At 72.0% G+C, this 16,287-nt stretch carries 14 protein-coding genes; 10 read left to right on the plus strand and 4 right to left on the minus strand.

Annotated features, from left to right (window positions below; genetic code table 11):
* The first annotated feature begins 51 nt into the window (after positions 1–51).
* The 5 genes from ACIBAG_RS34420 (at position 52) to ACIBAG_RS34440 (ending at position 5,709) form a co-directional block, all read left to right on the plus strand.
* Positions 52–183 carry a hypothetical protein gene (locus ACIBAG_RS34420; protein ID WP_399110632.1) on the plus strand — a complete coding sequence of 44 codons (132 nt, stop codon included), beginning with the start codon at positions 52–54 and terminating at the stop codon, positions 181–183.
* 126 nt (positions 184–309) lie between these two features.
* Complete coding sequence (locus tag ACIBAG_RS34425; RefSeq protein ID WP_399110634.1) at positions 310–801, plus strand: hypothetical protein; 492 nt, start codon at positions 310–312, stop codon at positions 799–801.
* Positions 802–1,349: 548 nt separating this feature from the next.
* Positions 1,350–4,055, plus strand: a complete 2,706-nt coding sequence (gene aceE / locus ACIBAG_RS34430; protein ID WP_399110635.1) for a pyruvate dehydrogenase (acetyl-transferring), homodimeric type — start codon at positions 1,350–1,352, stop codon at positions 4,053–4,055.
* 75 nt (positions 4,056–4,130) lie between these two features.
* Entirely contained in the window at positions 4,131–5,105 is a 975-nt protein-coding gene (locus ACIBAG_RS34435) for a helix-turn-helix transcriptional regulator (RefSeq protein ID WP_399110637.1), read from the plus strand.
* Between the two features lie 82 nt (positions 5,106–5,187).
* A complete protein-coding gene (locus tag ACIBAG_RS34440; protein ID WP_399110927.1) occupies positions 5,188–5,709 on the plus strand; it encodes a DUF4240 domain-containing protein in 522 nt (173 codons plus the stop codon).
* A 25-nt stretch (positions 5,710–5,734) separates the two neighbouring features.
* Here ACIBAG_RS34440 and ACIBAG_RS34445 read toward each other — a convergent pair whose 3' ends face one another.
* Complete coding sequence (locus ACIBAG_RS34445) at positions 5,735–5,941, minus strand: hypothetical protein (protein ID WP_399110639.1); 207 nt, start codon at positions 5,939–5,941, stop codon at positions 5,735–5,737.
* Between the two features lie 205 nt (positions 5,942–6,146).
* Here ACIBAG_RS34445 and ACIBAG_RS34450 point away from each other — a divergent pair, with 205 nt between their 5' ends.
* Positions 6,147–7,274, plus strand: coding sequence for a lipid II:glycine glycyltransferase FemX (locus ACIBAG_RS34450; RefSeq protein ID WP_399110641.1), 1,128 nt, complete (start codon positions 6,147–6,149; stop codon positions 7,272–7,274).
* Between the two features lie 284 nt (positions 7,275–7,558).
* Here ACIBAG_RS34450 and ACIBAG_RS34455 read toward each other — a convergent pair whose 3' ends face one another.
* A complete protein-coding gene (locus ACIBAG_RS34455) occupies positions 7,559–8,299 on the minus strand; it encodes a peptidoglycan recognition protein (RefSeq protein WP_399110643.1) in 741 nt (246 codons plus the stop codon).
* Between the two features lie 961 nt (positions 8,300–9,260).
* Here ACIBAG_RS34455 and ACIBAG_RS34460 point away from each other — a divergent pair.
* Positions 9,261–10,445 (plus strand): MarP family serine protease, encoded by a 1,185-nt coding sequence (locus tag ACIBAG_RS34460; protein WP_399110645.1) that lies wholly within the window; start codon positions 9,261–9,263, stop codon positions 10,443–10,445.
* Positions 10,446–10,467: 22 nt separating this feature from the next.
* On the opposite strand, the gene ACIBAG_RS34465 is transcribed toward ACIBAG_RS34460, so the two are convergent.
* Positions 10,468–10,986, minus strand: coding sequence for a GNAT family N-acetyltransferase (locus ACIBAG_RS34465; RefSeq protein ID WP_399110646.1), 519 nt, complete (start codon positions 10,984–10,986; stop codon positions 10,468–10,470).
* 70 nt (positions 10,987–11,056) lie between these two features.
* On the opposite strand from ACIBAG_RS34465, the gene ACIBAG_RS34470 reads away from it, so the two are divergent.
* Together ACIBAG_RS34470 and ACIBAG_RS34475 are read left to right on the plus strand one after the other, a co-directional pair.
* The gene (locus ACIBAG_RS34470; RefSeq protein ID WP_399110648.1) at positions 11,057–11,956 is read left to right on the plus strand and encodes a TIGR01777 family oxidoreductase; all 900 of its coding nucleotides are present in this window, start codon (positions 11,057–11,059) and stop codon (positions 11,954–11,956) included.
* Positions 11,957–12,124: 168 nt separating this feature from the next.
* Complete coding sequence (locus ACIBAG_RS34475; RefSeq protein ID WP_399110649.1) at positions 12,125–13,507, plus strand: NAD(P)/FAD-dependent oxidoreductase; 1,383 nt, start codon at positions 12,125–12,127, stop codon at positions 13,505–13,507.
* Positions 13,508–13,666: 159 nt separating this feature from the next.
* On the opposite strand, the gene ACIBAG_RS34480 is transcribed toward ACIBAG_RS34475, so the two are convergent.
* Positions 13,667–15,106: a regulator gene (locus tag ACIBAG_RS34480; protein ID WP_399110651.1), complete on the minus strand. Its 1,440-nt coding sequence runs from the start codon at positions 15,104–15,106 to the stop codon at positions 13,667–13,669.
* Positions 15,107–15,387: 281 nt separating this feature from the next.
* Between ACIBAG_RS34480 and lipB the strand changes: the two genes are divergently transcribed.
* Positions 15,388–16,185, plus strand: coding sequence for a lipoyl(octanoyl) transferase LipB (gene lipB, locus ACIBAG_RS34485; RefSeq protein ID WP_399110653.1), 798 nt, complete (start codon positions 15,388–15,390; stop codon positions 16,183–16,185).
* Positions 16,186–16,287: the final 102 nt, after the last annotated feature.

A 16,287-nucleotide genomic window follows, 5' to 3' on the forward strand; every position in this document is an offset into this window, starting at 1 on the left:
CCCGGACAAAGGAGGCGTACACAGCACGACGCTCACGAAAGGCGGCTGATCATGCCGCACATCCTCACCACGATCCTGACGAACGTGGCGATCGCTCTGCTCGAGGCCCTCCTGGTCCGCCTGGCCATCCAGCTCTGGAAGGCGTTCGGCACGAGCATGCGTCCCGTGGCGGCCCACGCCTGAACCGTGCACTGAACCGACCTGGGCGAATTGCCCGTTCGGGTCGCGTTTATTCGCGGGCGCGGATGGAAGTCGGCTCGAAGGACCCACTACCCACCTACCCACGCTTTCCAGCAGGGGAGGACGGCCATGACTTCCCCAGAGCCACAGCGCCAGCAAGCACAGCAACCGATCCCACCGCAGGCGGAGACCCAGGCCGAGCAGACCCGCGCTCCGGACGCACAGCAGGCCTCCGAGGAGCACCACCGCGGCGGCAAGGTGATGCATCTGCACACCGCGCACCCGCAGGTCCCCATCCCCTACGTGACACCGGGCGACATGTTCTCGGGCGCCCGGCAGGCCACGTCCACGGCCATGTCGACCGCCGCGTCCCTGCTCCCCTCGCCCCGCAAGCTGGCCTTCTACGGCATCCTCGGCGGCATGACCGCCGCCGGCGCGATGGCCTGGCCGGTCGCGGTCGCCGTCGGCGCCGCCACCGAGGTGATCACCCGCGAGCAGGCCGCACAGCGCCGCGAGGAACGGGCACCCGCCGGGCGGGAGCAGGCGAGGTCCGAGCAGGACCGGCCGTCCAGCGCCGACTGGACGCCCGCCGCGAAGCCCGGCCAGACCGCGATGAGCTGAACCGAGCGCGATCACCTGGGACAGGCACGACGACCTGAGCAGACCGCATCCTGAACGCCGACGAGGTCCGAATCCGCGGACAGCGGCCGGATCCCACCGGCGTTCAGCGCGTGTCCGGATCTGGCGGCGTTCACGGATCCGGCAGGCGTCCGGATTCCCCGCCTTCCCCGGGTCCGGCGGCATCCAAATCGCCCGCCTTCCCTGCGTCCGGCGGCATCCGGACCCCACGACGCTCCAGGCGTTCCCTACTCACCAGTCACCCGGCAGCCGCCCAGGCTAGCCGCCCACAACTCATCTGAGCAGGGAAAACGCGGCACCGCGTGCCTGATTCCCCGGCACCGGATGCCAATTTTGCGGCTGCGACAGCTTTTCGCCTTCTACCCTTTGATCGATCATCGATCAGGGAGTTACAGTCGCCGACGGACCCGCGACGGGGTCGCATAACGACGCCGTCACCGAAGTCCGCCCGCCCTGTCCTGCCAAAGACCAAGGGCACACCCGAACCCTTACCGATGAGGGAACCCCCTTCGACTGAGGAAGGCGGCGACATGACCGACCCCAACGCCATCCAGCCGAGCGAGCTCGACCAGCTCCCGGACCGCGACCCCGAGGAGACCGCCGAATGGCAGGCCTCGCTGGACGCGGTCGCCAAGGCGGCGGGCCCGCACCGCGCCGCATACCTGATGCGCCGCACGCTGGAACGGGCCGAGGGCACCGGCATCGCGCTGCCCAAGCTCCTCGAGACCGACTACGTCAACACCATCCCGACCGCCGCCGAGCCGTCCGTGCCCGGTGACGAGGCGATGGAAGCCCGTATCACCGCGTGGAACCGCTGGAACGCGGCCGCCATGGTGACCCGGGGCAGCAAATACGGCGTCGGCGGCCACATCGCCACCTTCGCCTCCGCGGCCTGGCTCTACGAGACCGGCTTCAACCACTTCTTCCAGGGCAAGGAGCGGGACGGCTCCGGCGACCAGCTCTACATCCAGGGCCACGCCTCCCCCGGCATCTACGCCCGTGCCTTCCTCGACGGCCGTCTCAACGAGACGCACCTCGACAACTTCCGCCAGGAGTCCGGCGGCAACGGCCTCCCGTCGTATCCGCACCCTCGCCGCCTGCCCTGGCTGTGGGAGTTCCCGACGGTGTCCATGGGCCTCGGCCCGCTGTCGGCCATCTACCAGGCCCGCTTCAACCGCTACCTCACCAACCGCGGCATCAAGGACGTCTCGAACTCCCACGTCTGGGCGTTCCTCGGCGACGGCGAGATGGACGAGCCGGAGTCCACGGCGGCGCTCGCCCTGGCCTCCCGCGAGGGCCTGGACAACCTGACCTTCGTCATCAACTGCAACCTGCAGCGCCTCGACGGCCCGGTGCGCGCCAACTTCAAGATCGTGCAGGAGCTGGAGGCCCAGTTCCGCGGCGCCGGCTGGAACGTCGTCAAGACCCTGTGGGGCACGGCGTGGGACGAGCTGTTCCGGCTCGACACCACGGGCGCGCTGGTACGCCGCCTGCGCGAGGTACCCGACGCGCAGGTGCAGACGTACCAGACCCGCGACGCCGCCTACATCCGCCAGGACTTCTTCGGCAAGGACCCGGCGCTCGTCGAGATGGCGAAGCTGCTGAGCGACGACAAGATCCTGGAGTGCTTCCACCTCTCCCGCGGTGGCCACGAGTCCCGCAAGGTGTACGCCGCCTACAAGGCCGCCGTCGAGTTCAAGGGCGCGCCCACGGTCATCCTGGCGCAGACGGTCAAGGGCTTCACCCTCGGCGAGGGCTTCGCGTCGAAGAACGCCAACCACCAGATGAAGAAGCTGTCGGTGGACGAGTTCAAGGCGATGCGCGACCTGCTCGACCTGCCGATCAAGGACAGCGACTTCGCCGACGGCGTGGTCCCCTACGGCCACCCCGGCGCCGACTCCCCCGAGGTCCGCTACCTCCAGGAGCGCCGCGCGGCCCTCGGCGGTCCGGCCCCGGCCCGCCGCGTGCACCCGGTCGCCCCGCTTCCCGCCCCCGCCGAGAAGGCGTTCGCCTCCTTCGACAAGGGCTCGGGCAGCCAGAACGTGGCCACCACCATGGCCTTCGTCCGCCTCATCAAGGACCTGGTCCGCGACAAGGAGACGGGCAAGCGCTGGGTGCCGATCGTGCCCGACGAGGCACGCACGTTCGGCATGGAGTCGCTGTTCCCGTCCCTCGGGATCTACTCCCCCAAGGGCCAGACGTACGAGCCGGTCGACCGCGACCAGCTCATGTACTACAAGGAGGCCAAGAACGGCCAGATCCTCAACGAGGGGATCACCGAGGCCGGTTCGATGGCCGACTTCATCGCCGCGTCCACCGCGTACTCCACGCACGGCGAAGCGATGATCCCGTTCTACATCTTCTACTCGATGTTCGGCTGGCAGCGCACGGCCGACCAGATGTGGCAGCTCGGCGACCAGCTCGGCCGCGGCTTCCTCATCGGCGCCACGGCCGGCCGTACGACGCTGACGGGCGAGGGCCTGCAGCACGCGGACGGTCACTCGCCGGTGATCGCGGCGACGAACCCGGCGGCGCTGACGTACGACCCGGCGTTCGCGTACGAGGTCGCGGCGATCGTCAAGGACGGCCTCCGTCGCATGTACGGCGAGGCGGCGCCGGGTGAGGACCCGAACGTCTTCTACTACCTCACCGTCTACAACGAGCCGCTCCCGCAGCCCGCGAAGCCGGCCGTGGACGGCATCGACGAGGGCATCGTCAAGGGCCTGTACCGCTTCAACACGGCGGAGTCGGCGGGCGTGACCGTGGCCGCGGCGAACGCCCCGCGCATCCAGCTGCTCGGCTCCGGCACCGCGATCCACTGGACGCTGGAGGCGCAGAAGCTGCTCGCCGAGGAGTGGGGTGTCGCTGCCGACGTCTGGTCGGCGACGTCCTGGACGGAGCTGCGCCGGGACGCCCTGGAGGCGGACGCGGCGCTGCTGCGGGGCGAGGAGCGGGTGCCGTACGTCCGTCAGGCGCTGCAGGGTGCCGAGGGCCCGGTGCTGGCGGTCTCCGACTACATGCGCCAGGTCCCGGACCAGATCGCCCAGTGGGTCGAGCAGGACTACTCCTCCCTCGGCGCCGACGGCTTCGGCCTCTCCGACACCCGCGAGGCGGCCCGTCGCCACTTCGGCGTCGACGCGCAGTCGATCGTCGTCGCGGCCCTGGCCCAGCTCGCGAAGCGGGGCGAGGTCAAGGCGACGGCGGTGAAGGAGGCCCGGGAGAAGTACGGGCTGTAAGGGCTGACGCTCGGTGAAGGGGTACGGCGACCGCCGTACCCCTTCGTTGTCAGTGGGCCCCGGCATGATGGCCGTATGCGTGCTGCCCGGCTGATCAAGATGGTGCTGTTGCTTCAGTCCCGGCCCTCCATGACCGCCGCCGAGTTGGCTCGGGAGCTGGAGGTGTCCGAGCGGACTGTCACGCGGGACGCGCAGGCGCTGTCGGAGGCCGGGGTTCCGGTGTACGCCGACCGGGGGCGGGCCGGCGGGTACCGGCTCATCGGGGGGTACCGGACCCGGCTGACGGGGCTCGGGCGCAGTGAGGCCGAGGCCTTGTTCCTCAGCGGTGTTCCGGGGGCGCTGCGGGAGATGGGCCTGGAGGACGCCGCCTCCGCCGCCCGGCTGAAGGTGTCGGCGGCCCTGACGCCCTCCCTGCGCGACGCCTCCCGTACGGCGGCCCAGCGGTTCCATCTCGACGCCCCGAACTGGTTCAAGGAACCGAAGACCCCCGAGCTGCTGCCGGCCGTCGCGGACGCGGTGTGGGACGACCGGCGGATCGTGGCCCGGTACCGGCGCGGGGAGGGCGAGGTCGAGCGGGAGCTGGAGCCGTACGGGCTCGTGCTGAAGGCGGGGGTCTGGTACCTCTGCGCCCGTGTGGCGGGGCACGACTCGTACCGGGTGTACCGGATCGACCGGTTCACCGCCGTGACCGCCGGTGACGAGCGGTTCGAGCGGGACGAGGAGTTCGATCTGCCCGGCTTCTGGGACGAGCGGGCGGAGCAGTTCGCGCGGTCCATCCTGCGGGCCGAGGTGGTGGTGCGGGTGTCCCCGGACGGGGCGCGCAGACTGCCGTACGCCGTCGATCCGCAGTCCGCGCGGGATGCGCTGGAGGCGTCGGACGCGCCGGACGGGGACGGCTGGGTCACGCTGACCCTCCCCGTGGAGTCCGAGGAGGTCGCCCACACCCAGCTCTCGATGCTCGGGCCGGAAGCGGAGGTACTGGCGCCGGAGGCGCTGAGGGCCCGTTTCGCGAGCGACGCGAGACGACTGGCGGCGCTGTATCGCGCGTGAGTGACGACGGCGGCGTAAGCAGATAACAATCCGCCACACTCCACGTGCGCCCCACCCGCCCAGGGCCGATGCTTGACCCGTGATGGACGAGACGGAGTTCTGGGAGCTGATCGACGGAACCAGGGAGGCCGCCGAGGGCGACCCCGAGGAGCAGGCGGACCTGCTGGTGGACCGGCTCCTGGCGCTGGACGACCCGGAGATGGTCCTGGACTTCGCCCGTCACTTCGAGGCCCGCTACAGCCGCGCGTACACCTGGGACCTCTGGGCCGCCGCGTGGATCCTGCTGGACGGGGCCAGCGACGACGCGTTCGACTTCTTCCGGTGCTGGCTGATCGGCCAGGGCCGCGAGGTGTACGAGGGCGGTGTGCACGACCCCGACTCGCTCGCCGACCTGCTGGACGACTTCGACGAGGAGTTCGACGGCGACGGCGAGGAACTCGGCTACGCGGCCGACGAGGCCTACGAACAGCTCACCGGCACGGTCGCCCCCGACCTCGGCATCCCGCCCGCGCCCCCGGAACCGGCGGGCACGCCGGTCGACCTCGAGAACGAACGTGCGCTGGCGGAACGGCTGCCCAGGCTCTGGGAGCGTTTCAAGGACTGAGCCACGGGCCCCGACCGGGCGGGTTTCAGGCCAGGGCCCGCCTACGGCTCGGCTCCGACGGGATGTACGCCTGTATCTGGTCGGCCTTCACCGCGTGGTACATCGGGGCCTTGTTGGCCTGGTCGAGCGCGGACGCCGTGACGGCGGCCGGGCCCAGGACGACGGTCGCGACCGCGCAGACCACCGTCCAGACCCGCTTGTTACTGCCGTTGCTGTTGCTGTTGCCGCTCATGATCCCCACCTCCGGTCAGTGCGTGTGCATGACGATAGGGAGGCTGTCTCGGGGTGATCCTTGAGTCGGCTACGAGAAACCTGTGAGGCGTTTTCCCCTGGTGACCGACGTCACCGGACCCGTCCGGAAGGTTCACGCCCCGTCTCTTGACCCGTTCCGTGATCTCCGGCTTACCGTGGCCGCCCCGACCAGGAGCACCCTGCCCATGACCAGCCTCTTCGTGCGGGAGATACCGCGCGCGGAACACCTCGCCCATCTGCGGCGGTATCCCGACGCGAGCCATCTCCAGATCCCCGAGTGGGGCGACGTGAAGCCCGACTGGCTGCCGGAGAGCGTCGGCTGGTTCGACGGCGAGACGATGATCGCGACGGCGCTGGTGCTGTACCGGCCGCTGCCCGGTACCAGGCGCTATCTCGCCTACATCCCCGACGGACCCGCGATCGACTGGCGTGCCCCGCGCCTGGAGCGGTGGCTGGACCCGCTCGTCGCCCACCTGAAGCGGATCGGCGCGTTCTCGGTCCGGATCGGCCCGCCCCTCGTCGTACGCCACTGGGACGCGGCCACCGTGGCGGCGGGCATCGCCGACCCCGCCGTACGGCATCTGCGCGATCTGCCCGCGGCCGGCATCGACGGGTACGCGCTCGACGTCGCGGAGCGCCTGAGACGCCTCGGCTGGCGGCGGTGCGAGGAGGACGAGGGCAGCGGTTTCGGCCTCGGTCAGCCGCGCTACGGCTGTGAGATCCCGTTGGCGGGGCGCTCGGTGGACGACCTGCGCGGTGCCCTCGCCCCGCACTGGGAACAGTCCCTGCGCACTGCCGAGGAGGCGGGCGTCCGGGTCTCCTGGGGCTCGGCCGCCGACCTGCCCGAGTTCTACCGCCTGTACACCGCTACCGCCGCCCACGACGGTTTCAAGGCGCGCCCACTGGAGTACTTCGGGCGCATGTGGAAGGCCCTGAACGCGGAGGACGACGACCGGTTGCGGCTGTATCTCGCCGAGTACGACGGTGAGGTGCTTTCCGCGGCCCTCATGATCAACGTCGGCTCCCGCGGCTGGCACTCCTACGCCGCGTCCGGCCGCCGGGGCCGGCAACTGCGCCCCAGCAGCGCGCTGTTGTGGCGCATGCTGGGCGACGCGCGGGCGGCGGGCGCCGAGACCTACGACCTGCGCTCCATCACCCCCACCCTCACCGAGGACCGCCTGCTCGGACGCCTCCGCTTCAAGACGGGGACGGGCGGCCGGGCGGTGGAGTACCTCGGGGAGTGGGAGCTGCCGGTGGGGAGCCAGGGGAAGGTGTTGCAGCGGGCGTTGGGGGTTTATCTCGGGCGGAGGTGAGGGCCGAGCCGGGTGTGGTGCTTTGCTCAGGCATCGTGGGGCTGGGCAGCCGGCCGGTGGGGGGGCCGGGGCAGCGGTCATGCGCGGCCAGGGCCTGGGCCGGGTTGACGCGCGGCAGGGACAGGGGGTTGGCGGGCGGCTCGGGCAGTGGTCACGCGCGGCCGGCGGCAGTGGTCACGCACGGCCGGCGCAGCGGTCAGGCCGCGACAGCCGGGGGTATCCGCGGCAGCAGGGAGATGTGTGCACCCCAGCCGCGAAGGGCTCCGCCGTGGTGCCGCCGCCGGTCAGGTGGTTCTGCCCTGGAGGTGTGCCGCCAGCTGTCTGATCTCGGGGAGGCGGGCGGAGAGGGCGGCGCCCGGGCAGCTGGTCATGTAGCCGTCGTCGTGGCCGGCGAGGGCGGGGAGCGTGGCGGTCGTGCCGGAGGCGTAGCGGCTGTGGCTGTTGCTGGAGGTCAGGCGGACCTTCGCACGCGGGTCGGTGTCGGACAGCCCCAGCTTCCACGCGGCCAGCGCGGCGATCGACTCGGCCATGGGCTTCGGTACGTCGACGCCGGCCATGAAGGTGCCGAGGGCGGCGATGCCGGTGGTGCGGTGGTTGAAGCCCTGGGTGTGGGCGCCGGTGACGGCCCGGTCGACGCCTCCCGCACGGCCCTCGTAGATGGTGCCGCAGCGGTCGACGAGGAAGTTGTAGCCGATGTCGTCCCAGTCGCGGGAGCCGGTCTGGCCGGCGTACAGGTAGCGGATGATGCGGGGCACGTCGGCGCAGTCGTAGCTGTTGGGCGAGTCGGTGTGGTGGACGAAGACGGCGACGACGCTGTCGTCGTAGCGCGGGGGCGGCTGGGCGCGTCGGCTGCCCTGATCCAGCCATGCCGACCTCGGCACGATGTCCGGCCGGGGCGCCTGGTGAGAGGCGGCCGGCCGTGCCTCCACCGCCCGCCCGGCCGCCGCGACCGTCCGCTCGACCCCGCTCGCGCAGAGCACCAGCGCGAGGGCGGCGGCGAGACCGGGGAGACAGGCGAGGAGCATGAGAAGGGCCGCGGGGACGGGGCGGCCGGTGGGTGGTTGGGGACGGGTTCGCAGGCGTCGGACGCTGGGAGGCTGGAGACGGGTCCGCAGGCGCCGGACGCTGGGAGGCTGGAGGCGGGTCCGCAGGCGCCGGACGCTGGGAGGCTGGAGGCGGGTTCGCAGGCGCCGGACGCTGGGACGTTGGAGACGGGTCCGCAGGCGCCGGACGGTGGATGACTGGAGGCGGGTCCGCAGGCGCCGGACAGTGGCCGGCTGGGGACGGCTTCGGAGACGCCCGCCGGTGGACGGCCGGGGGCGGAGGCGTCGGCCTGTGGGGTGCTGTGGCCCGGTCCGCAAGTGCCGACCGGCAGGAGGTTGCCGCCGGTTTCGGCGGTGCCGGGCGGTGGAGAGCCGGGGGCGGCTTCGCAGTCGTCGGCCGGTGGAGGGCTCCCCGCCCACGCGCCCCCCGCCTCGCGCACCACCCGGCCCGGGTCCGGCCTCGCCCATCCGCCCGTCACCCGATCCCGGCCCGGGCCAGGCCTCGCCCACCCCGCCGTCGCCCGGCCCGATCGCAACCTCCGCCGCGCCCTCAGCCGCCGACGGCCGCGCCGTCCCGGCCCGGTGGGCCCCTGAAGGCCGCTCAGTCCCGACCCCCTCGGCCCCCGACGGCCGCGCAGTCCCCAGCCCCTCAGGCCCCGATGCCCGCGCAGCCCAAGGTATTCGTACGGCACGTGGTCTTCGTCTCCCCCGCGTTCTCCGGAAGACCCGTCGGGTGACCCGTCGGAAGGCACGCATGGTCCTACTGTCCGACGGATCCGGTCCGCCCGCGATGTGTGCTGTGCCACCCGGTGGAACCATCGTCCCGGTCCAGGGCGTTTCTCCAGGTGCACGCTGCGTGGCCGGTTCCCTGCGGCACGCGTGTGTGCGGTGATCAACGGGCGCTTTCCGCGCGTACTAGGGGGTCCGAGAGAAAGGCGGCTCCGTGGACCTGCTCGACATCCTGCTGTTGCTGGTGATCCTGGCCTACGCGGCGTCCGGCTACCGGCGCGGACTGGTCGCCGGCTGCGTCTCGCTGGCCGGCTTCGTCGGCGGCGCGGTGATCGGCGTGTGGATCCTGCCGTGGATGATGGACCTGGTCGAAGCGGGCACGACCCAGGCGACCGTGACCGCGGTGCTCACGGTGCTGGTCCCGGCGGTGCTCGTGCACGAGTTCGCGGGGCGGCTGGCGCTGCGGCTGCGCCGGGAGCTGGACCGGGGACCGCTCAGAGTGGCCGACGGGGTCGGCGGGGCCGTGGCCAACTCGGTGGCCGTGCTGATCGTGGCCTGGGTGGCGGCCAGTGTGCTCGCCGCGTCCTCCTCACCGCTGCTCACCTCCGCCATCCGGGACTCCCGGCTGCTCGGCACCGTGCAGGACGCGATGCCCGACACCACCCCGGCCTGGTTCTCGCGAGCCACCTCCGCGCTCACCGAGGCCGGCTTCCCGCAGGTCTTCAACCCCTTCGAGAACGAGTCGACGGCCGAGGTCGCGAAGCCCACCGGCGACAGCGTCACGGCGGCCGCGACGAACGCCGCCAAGCTCAGCACCGTCAAGATCGAGGGCGTCTCGGGCAACCAGGGCCGCGAGGGCAGCGGCTTCGTCTACGCGCCGCGGCACGTGATGACCAACGCCCACGTGGTGGCCGGCATCGACGAGCCCAGCGTGCGGATAGGCGGCGTCGGGCGGTCGTACGAGTCCCGGGTGGTGCTCTTCGACCCGGACCGGGACGTGGCCGTGCTGTACGTGCCCGACCTGCGCGCCCCCGTCCTGCCGTTCGACGACGACGCCGACCGCGGCGACTCGGCCGTCGTCGCGGGCTACCCGGAGGACGGCGACCTGAACCTGCAGGCGGCGACGGTCGCGAACCGCGTACGGGCGACCGGCCAGAACATCTACAACGACGACACCGTCACCCGCGAGATCTACTCGATCCGCTCCACCGTCCGCCCCGGCAACTCCGGCGGCCCGCTGCTCACCACCGACGGCAAGGTGTTCGGCGTCGTCTTCGCCCGCTCCACCTCCGACGCCGAGACCGGCTACGTCCTGACGGCGGCGGAGGTCGCGGGCGACGCGAGGCGCGCGGCGAACGCGACAGCGGCGGTGGACACGGGGGATCTCGTCACGTCCTGACCCACCTGCCGGGGTGTACGGCTCAGATCCTGCGCCCCATGATCACGTCGTCCACGTACTCCCCGCCCAGGAAGAACTCCTCCGGCAGCACCCCCTCCACGACAAACCCCTCGGACTCGTACAGCTTGCGCGCCGGTGCGTTGTGGCCGAGGACGCGCAGGGTCATGCGCCGGGCGCCCCTGCGCCGGGCCTCCTCGACGGCCGCGCGGATCAGAGCCCGCCCGACGCCACGGCCCCGCGCCTCGTCGGCGACGGCGAGACCCTGGATCTGCCGCACATGCGCGTTGGACGCGAGCGGGGTGGGCAAGGCGAGGCGGATGTAGCCGACGATGCGGCGGTCGAGCTCGGCGACCAGATAGTCGTCGGGGACGTGGCGTTCGTCGAAGAACGGCCGGTAGGGCGGCTGGGGCTTCGGCATGACCGCGTGCAGCTGCGACCACGTGCTGCGGTCGAGGACGGAGAGCTCCTCCTCGTCGTCCGGCAGGGCGATGCGTATGTACGGCGACGGCGACGGCAGCGGCGACTGGTGGGGCTCGGGCATGAGCGCCACCCTATGACCCGGGACCGGGAACCCGACCGGGGTTTTACGCGGTGAGAGGCAGGATGCAGTCATGGAACTTTCAAGGATTGCCGTGGCCGGCTCCTCGGGACTCATCGGCAGCGCCCTGGTGCGCTCCCTGCTCGCCGACGGTCACCAGGTCGTACGGCTCGTACGCCGCGCCCCCAGGTCCAGGGATGAAGTGCGGTGGGACCCGGAGGGCGGGTCCGTGGACGCGGCGGGGCTCGCCGGATGTGACGCGGTGGTCAATCTGGCGGGGGCGAACGTGGGTTCGCGCCGCTGGACCGAGTCGTACAAGGCGAAGCTGCGGTCCGGCCGGGTGCTGGGCACGGCGGCGCTGGCGCAGGCCATGGCCTCACTGAAGCCGGAGGAGCGGCCGCGGGTCTTCGTCAACGGCAGCGCGATCGGCTACTACGGCGAGACCGGCGAGCGGACCGTCGACGAGAGCGCGCCGCCCGGGGAGGGCTTCCTGCCCTCGCTGGTCGTCGACTGGGAGGGCGCGGCGGCGCCCGCGCGGGAGGCAGGCGTGCGGACGGTGTTCCCGCGCACGGGACTCGTGGTGGCGCGGCAGGGCGGGGCCTGGGGACGGCTGTTCCCGCTGTTCAAGGCGGGCCTCGGCGGGCGGATGGGGAACGGGCGGCAGTACTGGTCCTTCGTCTCGCTGCACGACGAGGTGGCCGCCATCCGGCATCTGATCGACCGGGACGACCTGTCGGGACCGTTCAATGTGACCGCCCCGCATCCGCTGACGAACCGTGAGATCACCGAGGCGATGGGCCGGGTGCTGCACCGGCCGACACTCTTCACGGTTCCCGCGCCGGTGCTGCGGACCGTGCTCGGCGAAATGGCCGGGGACGTGCTCGGCAGCCAACGGGTGGTGCCCACCAGGCTGTTGGAGTCGGGGTTCACCTTCGCGTTCCCGGAGATCGAGGGGGCGATCCGGGCGGCGTAACGGAAGAGCCCACTCCTGCCCGCATGCGACCACCGTGCGACCGTGCTCTGCTCGTGCGCGACTGTTCCTGACCGATCACGGCCCTAACCTCGTGCCGAACTCGGGTATCCCCGGAGCCTGTTGGGGGCATGACGTCTCCACCGGCCGCGCAACCTCGAGGAGGGGCACGTGCTTGAGCCCGCGTACCAGGCGGACGTCGTCATCGTGGGAGCCGGGGTCGCCGGACTCTCCGCGGCACATCGGCTGACCAGCGCAGGAGTAACGACCGCGGTCCTGGAGGCCGCCCCTTGCGCGGGCGGCCGAATGTCGACCGAGAAGATCGACGGGTTCCGGCTCGACCGGATCGGCCAGCTGCTGTCGACGGCGTATCCCGAACTACGCCTGACGCCCGGACTCGACGCACTCGCGCTGCGCCCCTTCGCACCGGGTGTCCTGCTGCACAGCGACGGACGCCGGCACCGCGCGGGCGTGGTGCCGAGCACCATGAGCGCACGGCGCGCGAGGGGCGCACTTCACGCGGTGCGCGCCCTCGCGAGCGCCCCTCGGCCGGGGTCCGGTCGGGGCGTCCCGGGGCAGGCATCCCTGCCGAGGGGACGCGCGAGCGCCCCGCTCGGTACCGCCGTGGACCAGGCCCGGCTCGGCGCCGCGCTGGCCCGCCTCGCCTCCGCGCCCGTCGAGCGGCTGCTGGCCCGCCCGGAGTCACCGGCCGCGCAGGCCCTCGCCGAGCGGGGCGTGCCCGCGCGGACGATCGACGGCTTCCTGCGACCGCTGCTGGCCGCGCTGTTGTGCGACCCGGAGCTGACGACGTCCAGCCGGTGCGCGGATCTCGCCCTGCGCGCCTTCGCGAGCGGGCGCCTGTGCCTGCCCGAGGGCGGCGCCGAGGCACTGCCGGAGCTGCTGGCCCGGGCGCTGCCGCCCGGGACCGTGCACACCGGCGTGCGGGTCACATCGGTCGCCACGACGTCGGTGACCACTGCGGAGCACGGCGAGATACGGTGCCGGGCCGTCCTCCTGGCGACGGACGCGCGAACCGCCGCCGAACTCCTGCCGGGCCTGCGCGTACCGGACTTCCACCCGGTGACGGTCGTCCACCACACCACCGACGAACCGCCCGCGACCGGCGCCTCGCTCCTGCTCGACGCCGACCGGAGCGGTCCGGTCGCCCATACGGCGGTGATCAGCCAGGTCGACCCGAGCCGCGCCCCGGCCGGCCGGGCCCTGGTCTCCTCGACGGTCCTGGGCACCCCGCCACCCGACATCGACACGGCCGTACGCATGCACCTGTCCCGCCTCTACGGCACCTCCACGGCACGCTGGGAAACACTCGCGGTGCAGCACACCCCGGAGGCCGTCCCGGCCATGCGCCCACCCCACGACCTGCGCCGCCCGGTGCGCCTGCTGGCGGGCCTGTACGTGTGCGGCGACCACCGCGACACCAGCACGGTCCAGGGAGCCCTGCACTCGGCCCACCGGGCCGCCTCGGCGATCCTGACGGATCTGGGGGCGGCGGGCTCGCTGCACCGGGCGGAACCATTACGCGCGGCTGCCTGAAACGCCCCCAGGGGCGCGGAGCTGTTTCGATATGCGGCTCCCCCGCGATGGGGGTCCCCCCTGTTCGAGCGAAGTCGACGAACTTGGGGGAGCGACCAGCCACAACGAACCCGCACACGGCACACAACCTGCCGGAGTTACGGCGATGCTTCCTCCGGCCTACCCAAACGCCGCGACCTTGTCCCGATACCCCCGCACCGGCGCCGCATCCCGATACGGCTCCAACCTCCGCTCGAAGTCCTTGACGTACTCGACCGCCCGCACCGACCGCATCTCCGCGGCCTGCCCGGCGGCCTCCGCACCCAACGCACACGCCTGGTCGAGTTCGCCGAGACCCAGCCGCGCGGAGGCGAGCACAACGCGGCAGAAGAGGCGGCTACGGGCATACGCGGGGGCCCGGAGCTGCAGAGCGCGCTCGGCATGCTGGGCCGCCGCGCGGAACTGCTGCAGATCCCGGTGGCAGTGCCCGAACTCGTCCGCGAGCTGCGCCTCGTCGAAGAACCGCGCCCAGTACGGAACGTCGTCACCGGGCCGGGCCGCCTCGAGCGCGCGCTCGGCCCGCACGAGGGAGGCCGTACAGGCGCGCACCTCACCCAGTACGCCGTGTCCGCGCGCCTCGCACGCGTGCAGCAGGGCTTGCACAACCGGGGGCGCGCTGGTCCCCACGCCCTGCTGGGCCACCCGCGCGAGCTGGACGGCCTCGCGGCCGTGCCCGAGGTAGACGGCCTGGCGGCTCATGGTGACGAGGACGTAGGAGCCGTACGACCGGTCCCCGGCCGCCTGTGCGAGGCGCAGCGACTGCACGAAGTAGCGCTGGGCGAGCCCGTGCGCCGCGATGTCGAACGACGTCCAGCCCGCGAGCCTGGTCAGGTCCGCGGCGGCCGCGAACAGCTTGCGGCCGGTCTGCTCGCCGTAGGTGCCGCGCAGCATCGGCTCGCACTCGTGCTCCAGATAGCGCACGAGGGCCTGCCGGGCGTGGCCGCCGCCGTACATGTCGTCGAGGGAGCGGAACAGTTCACCGACCGAGCGCAGTGCGGCGATGTCGCCGCCGGTGACCTTCTGGCCGGGGCCGCGCTCGGCCTGGCCCCGCTGGCGGGGTACGGCGCCCGGGCGGCCCTGCGCCGGGATGCGCGTGAGCGGTTCGCCGCGGGCGACCTTCTCGTCGGCCCGGCCGATCAGCCAGTCCCGGCTGGGCACGACGAGCCCCGCCGGAGTGAAGGCGATCTTGCGCAGCTCGGCATGGCTGCCGGAGTCCTTGCGCCACAGGCCGCTGACGATGTCGACGGCCTCCTCGGGGGTCGCGGCGAACTCCAGTCCCGCGTACACCGGGGCGCAGGCGTCGAGGCCCAGGTCCTGGGCGGAGAGCCGGCGGCCGAGGCGGCGGGTGAAGACCTCGGCGATGAGGGCCGGGGTGGTGCCGCGCGGCTGCTGCCCGCGCAGCCAGCGGGTGACCGATGTCTTGTCGTATCTCAGATCAAGCCCGTGTTCCAGTCCGAGCTGGTCCACACGGCGGGCGAGACCCGCGTTGGAGAATCCCGCTTCTGCGATGAGCGCGGCGAGCTGTCGGTTGGGAGTGCGCTGCGCGGGTCGTTCCGTCATCTGCGGTGCGGTCTCCTGCCTTTCGGGCCTCGCATGGCCATACGGCCGCCGAGCGCCCGGATTGCCGGTGAGCAGCCCTTTTGGCCTGCCCGAACGGCGCGAATGTAGCGGAGAGTAAACAGTCGATCGCACATTTCGCCGCCTATTCATCCGATCGTGTGAGGATTGCCCTACTGAGCTGACGCGGGCCGACCGGCCTCACTCGAACGAGCCGGTCGTACAGTGGCGTAGGCACGCTTTGTGCCTTACGACTTTCCGGTGCTTCGAGGGAGGCGCTTGCCGTGAGTGAGTTGCGGTTCGTCCGCATGGGATTCGGCGCGGACGCGGTCGAGTACCAGGAGGCGTGGGACGAACAGCGCCGGGTGCACGCGGCGCGGTTCGAGGACCGGATCCCCGACACGGTCCTGCTGCTCGAACACCCTCCGGTGTACACGGCGGGCCGGCGCACGGCGGACAACGAGCGGCCCCTGGACGGCACCCCGGTCGTCGACGTGGACCGCGGCGGCAAGATCACCTGGCACGGCCCGGGCCAGCTGGTCGGCTACCCGATCCAGAAGCTCCCGCGCCCGGTGGACGTCGTGGCGCACGTACGGCGCCTGGAGGAGGCCCTGATCCGCACCTGCGCGGAGTTCGGGCTGCAGACCACGCGCGTCGAGGGACGCAGCGGCGTATGGGTCCTCGGCGATCCGGTGGAGCAGCGCCCGGCGCTCGGCGGGCTCGCGCTGGACTTCGACCCCCGCCTCGCCGACGAGGAGTTCGACCCGCGCCTGAACGGCCCCGAGTATGCCCCGTCCAACGCCGGCCAGCGGCGCGAGGACCGCAAGATCGCGGCGATCGGCATCCGGGTCGCCAAGGGCGTGACCATGCACGGCTTCGCACTGAACGTGAACCCGGACAACAAGTGGTTCGACAAGATCATCCCGTGCGGCATCCGCGACGCGGGGGTCGCCTCGCTGGCCGCCGAGCTCGGCCGTGACGTCACGATCGACGAGGTGCTGCCGGTCGTCGAGGGGCACCTGAAGGACGTACTGGAGAACGCGGAACTCAAGCCGCGGGAGATCGAGAAGGCGACCGCCTGACCCGGGAATCAGCCCGGGAGTCATGGGGTTGGCCTGACGGCAGGGCTCAGTAAACACGGGCGTACCCTGGTGTACGCCGACGAATCGAAGCACAGGGAGCCG

This window comes from Streptomyces sp. NPDC051243, from assembly GCF_044455405.1.
In the GTDB taxonomy this organism is placed as follows: Bacteria; Actinomycetota; Actinomycetes; order Streptomycetales; family Streptomycetaceae; genus Streptomyces.

Bases quoted from the DNA above. Each gene is read 5' to 3' on its own strand.
- ACIBAG_RS34420 (WP_399110632.1), top strand. From the start codon at position 52: ATGCCGCACATCCTCACCACGATCCTGACGAACGTGGCGATCGCTCTG.
- ACIBAG_RS34425 (WP_399110634.1), top strand. From the start codon at position 310: ATGACTTCCCCAGAGCCACAGCGCCAGCAAGCACAGCAACCGATCCCA.
- ACIBAG_RS34440 (WP_399110927.1), top strand. From the start codon at position 5,188: ATGGACGAGACGGAGTTCTGGGAGCTGATCGACGGAACCAGGGAGGCC.
- ACIBAG_RS34450 (WP_399110641.1), top strand. From the start codon at position 6,147: ATGACCAGCCTCTTCGTGCGGGAGATACCGCGCGCGGAACACCTCGCC.
- ACIBAG_RS34480 (WP_399110651.1), bottom strand. From the start codon at position 15,106: ATGACGGAACGACCCGCGCAGCGCACTCCCAACCGACAGCTCGCCGCG.
- ACIBAG_RS34465 (WP_399110646.1), bottom strand. From the start codon at position 10,986: ATGCCCGAGCCCCACCAGTCGCCGCTGCCGTCGCCGTCGCCGTACATA.
- ACIBAG_RS34445 (WP_399110639.1), bottom strand. From the start codon at position 5,941: ATGAGCGGCAACAGCAACAGCAACGGCAGTAACAAGCGGGTCTGGACG.
- ACIBAG_RS34435 (WP_399110637.1), top strand. From the start codon at position 4,131: ATGCGTGCTGCCCGGCTGATCAAGATGGTGCTGTTGCTTCAGTCCCGG.
- ACIBAG_RS34470 (WP_399110648.1), top strand. From the start codon at position 11,057: ATGGAACTTTCAAGGATTGCCGTGGCCGGCTCCTCGGGACTCATCGGC.
- ACIBAG_RS34455 (WP_399110643.1), bottom strand. From the start codon at position 8,299: ATGCTCCTCGCCTGTCTCCCCGGTCTCGCCGCCGCCCTCGCGCTGGTG.
- aceE (WP_399110635.1), top strand. From the start codon at position 1,350: ATGACCGACCCCAACGCCATCCAGCCGAGCGAGCTCGACCAGCTCCCG.